This window comes from Dolichospermum circinale AWQC131C (genome assembly GCF_000426905.1).
In the GTDB taxonomy this organism is placed as follows: Bacteria; Cyanobacteriota; Cyanobacteriia; order Cyanobacteriales; family Nostocaceae; genus Dolichospermum; species Dolichospermum circinale.
Genome location: NZ_KE384648.1, coordinates 7,720 through 11,024, shown reverse-complemented (window position 1 = coordinate 11,024; position 3,305 = coordinate 7,720). Strand labels below are relative to the sequence as shown.

Genomic DNA, 3,305 nt, shown 5'->3' with positions numbered 1-3,305 from the left:
TTCCCTGTTCCCTGTTCCCTGTTCCCTGTTCCCTGTTCCCTGTTCCCTGTTCCCTGTTCCCTGACCACACAAGTAAATTCACAGAATCAAACCGGATTCCTATATATGTGTGATTCCTGTCACTTTTAATAATTTTCAAATGAATGTAAAAGAATATAAACTTTGTGAAAACTGATACGATATTCTATCAACTGTTTCAAACATTACCTAGTATTCTTTTTGAACTGATTGGTAAGCCAGCCACAGAAGCGGAAAGATATCAATTTACATCTGTAGAAATTAAAGAACTAGCATTTCGCTTTGATGGTTTATTTGTACCTGATTTAGATATTCCCGAACAGCCTATTTACTTTGTAGAAGTTCAATTTCAACCGAAAGGGGATTTTTACTGGCGGTTATTTACAGAAATCTTTGTTTATCTAAATCAATATAAACCAAAGAACGATTTTCATGCAGTAGCTATCTTTGCTAAACGTAGTTTAGATCCTGGTATACCAATGCAGTATCGGGGTTTACTAATGAGTCAGCAAGTCACATTTATTTACTTGGATGAATTAGAAGTAACAAGCAATAATTCATTAGGACTAGGAATGGTGCAGCTAGTAGTGGAAAAACAAGAAACTGCTACTGATCATACTAGGGAGTTAATCGAAAAATGTCGACAACAATTGGTAGATGTCAGCAAAAGACAAAAAGTTCTAGAATTGTTAGAGACAATCCTTGTTTACAAATTAACTAATTTAAGTCGTCAGGAGATTGAAGCCATGTTTACTTTAGATGAATTAAAGCAAACGCGGTATTTTCGAGAAGTTGCGGAGGAAGCGAAAGTAGAGGGTTGGTTAGAAGGTAAATTGGAAGGTAGATTGGAAGGTAAATTAGAAGGTAAATTGGAAGGTAAATTAGAAGGTAAATTGGAAGGTAAATTGGAAACAATACCGCTGTTATTAGAGTTGGGTTTGACTGTAGAACAAATAGCAGCAAAGTTAGTTGTAGATATTGAAACTGTGAGGGAGGTTGCGGAAAAATCTGTAAAGTCTGTTAATGAAACACCTCTGGAGTCATGAAACTTACACCTTGAAGTAGTTTTCATAAAGGTTTGCGAATCAATTTGGAGTCTCATGGTAGAATTTTTAGTGAATTTTAACCGAGGAAATTTTACATAAGACTCCAGATTTAGTGATATCATGTTCGCGCAATAACTGACGATATAGTTCATCATTGTATTGCCTTTTCCCAATTACCTATTACCCATTACCCATTACCCATTACCAGCCTTTCATTGTATTGGCTTTTGCCAATTACCAATTACCCATTACCAGCCTCAACAGATATGATCAGTGTTCAACCGGACATGATATGATAGGTGACTGCTGTTAAATTAGTTAAATTAGTCCCAGTTCGCGTTTTAGTAAATTAATTGACTGTGTACCGATATAATTTTCACAGCGAATGAGTTTAGGTGGACGAATGAGGTCTTCTAGAAAGGTTTGTAAGGTTGCTTGGGCTGTGGAGTAGCTGACTTGATCGGTACAAAAGATGATTTCCGAGCGTTTGACGATGGCGTGTAGTTTATAATCGTCCTTGGGCTGGGAAGTCATTACTAATAATTCTTCACCTCGTAAACCGTGGAGAATGACTTCTGTAGCCCTGAGAATACCAGGACTAAGACTAATTATACCGATACAACTAGAGTTGGGTAAGCTTTTGACTACAGTGAGTTCTTTAGCGTAGTCATGAATATCTAAGGGAATAACACGGACGGCTTTGGGGGCGGAGATTGCTTCCACTTCTCCGATAAAATAACGACTGGTGACTAATGTGGCCGAGGCTGTTTGGTCTAGTACCGTCATGAGTTCTTCCATGGGTACTAGCTGGACTGGAATTTGCAGGGATTCCTCTAATTCATCAACCATTAATTCCCCAGCCCCAATATCTTGAGACGGAGTTACTACTAATAATCTCGCGCTACAACGCAAACGCCAGTCAACTTCTGCTAAAAATAGTTCCCGTGCTAGATTGAGAGAACAGCCTTGGGTGAGTAACTCATCTAGGGCTTGTTGAACTATTTTATAGCTGGTTGGATGTTGTTTGAGAATGGGGGACTGTGATCTATTTCCACCTTCATGACCTTGGGTGCGAACATAGATTCCTGAACCGGCAAGACTTTCCACAAATCCCTCTACCTCCAATTGGCGGTAAACTTTGCTAATGGTGTTGCGGTGTAACCCGGTTTGCATTGCTAAGGCCCTGGTACTGGGTAATTTGTATCCGGGTGAATATTGCCCGGAAGCGATCGCAAATCGGATTTGATTAAATAGTTGGTTAGATGCGGGAATTTCACTGTCTGGTTGAATACGGAACTGAATCATGACCAATTCCTTTGCCTAAAACTTAGATTAATTGCCATCAGTTACCTATTAAATATATGATTAATGGGTTAATTTACTTTGATAAATATTACCAAGGAACTATACAGCAGTCAGGAGTTAAGAGTCAAAATCAATTAAAGGACTATTTAATTATCTCTTGTCTTTTCCTTTACTGCCAACTTAATTATGACAGAGCCAGCAATAAATACTGCAAAAATTCAAATCTCCGCAGATAATTTCCAAATTGATGCTTATTTAGCACAACCAACTTCCCCTGGTTCTTATCCGGGAATTATTGTTTTACAGGAGATTTTTGGTGTTAACGTGCATATTCGGGAGGTAACCGAACGAATTGCTAAACTAGGTTATGTTGCTATCGCTCCAGCACTGTTTCAACGTCAAGCACCTGGATTTGAAACTGGTTATACTCCTGAGGATGTGGAAATAGGCCGAAAATACGCTTGGTTGCAGACCACAGCCTCAGAACTTTTAGGCGATATTCAAGCGGCTGTTAACTACTTAAAAACTTTACCCCAAGTCAAACCCGATGGATTTGGTTGTATTGGCTTTTGTTTTGGTGGTCACGTGGCCTATCTAGCTGCTACTTTACCAGATATTAAGGCTACTGCTTCCTTTTACGGTGCGGGGATTACTAGTCGCACTCCTGGAGGTGGAAATCCCACCATGACCCGGACATCAGAGATTAAAGGAACTATCTATGCCTTTTTTGGGACCCAAGATGGAAGTATTCCCTTAGAAGAAGTAGACGAGATTGAAGCAGAACTGGAAAAAGAGAAAATTCCCCATCGTGTTTTTCGCTACAATGGGGCTGATCACGGATTTTTTTGTGACCATCGTGCCAGTTATAATTCTAAAGCTGCGGCGAATGCTTGGCAACAAGTCCAAGAACTTTTTAGCCAACTGACAATTGACAAC

3 protein-coding genes are annotated in these 3,305 nt (G+C 39.4%); 2 read left to right on the top strand and 1 reads right to left on the bottom strand.

Going from position 1 to position 3,305, the window contains the following annotated elements; translation table 11 throughout:
- The first annotated feature begins 164 nt into the window (after window positions 1-164).
- The gene (locus tag ACIR131C_RS0119180) at window positions 165-1,064 is read left to right on the top strand and encodes an Rpn family recombination-promoting nuclease/putative transposase (RefSeq protein ID WP_028091480.1); all 900 of its coding nucleotides are present in this window, start codon (window positions 165-167) and stop codon (window positions 1,062-1,064) included.
- A gap of 318 nt (window positions 1,065-1,382) precedes the next feature.
- On the opposite strand, the gene ACIR131C_RS0119175 is transcribed toward ACIR131C_RS0119180, so the two are convergent.
- Window positions 1,383-2,369, bottom strand: a complete 987-nt coding sequence (locus ACIR131C_RS0119175) for a GntR family transcriptional regulator (RefSeq protein WP_028091479.1) — start codon at window positions 2,367-2,369, stop codon at window positions 1,383-1,385.
- A gap of 186 nt (window positions 2,370-2,555) precedes the next feature.
- Between ACIR131C_RS0119175 and ACIR131C_RS23455 the strand changes: the two genes are divergently transcribed.
- Window positions 2,556-3,305 (top strand): dienelactone hydrolase family protein (locus ACIR131C_RS23455; protein ID WP_071604975.1); only part of this gene is annotated, 750 nt, incomplete at its 3' end.

What these genes read in the sequence shown, in the direction of transcription:
- ACIR131C_RS0119175 (WP_028091479.1), bottom strand. Translation starts at nt 2,369, where the DNA reads ATGATTCAGTTCCGTATTCAACCAGACAGTGAAATTCCCGCATCTAAC.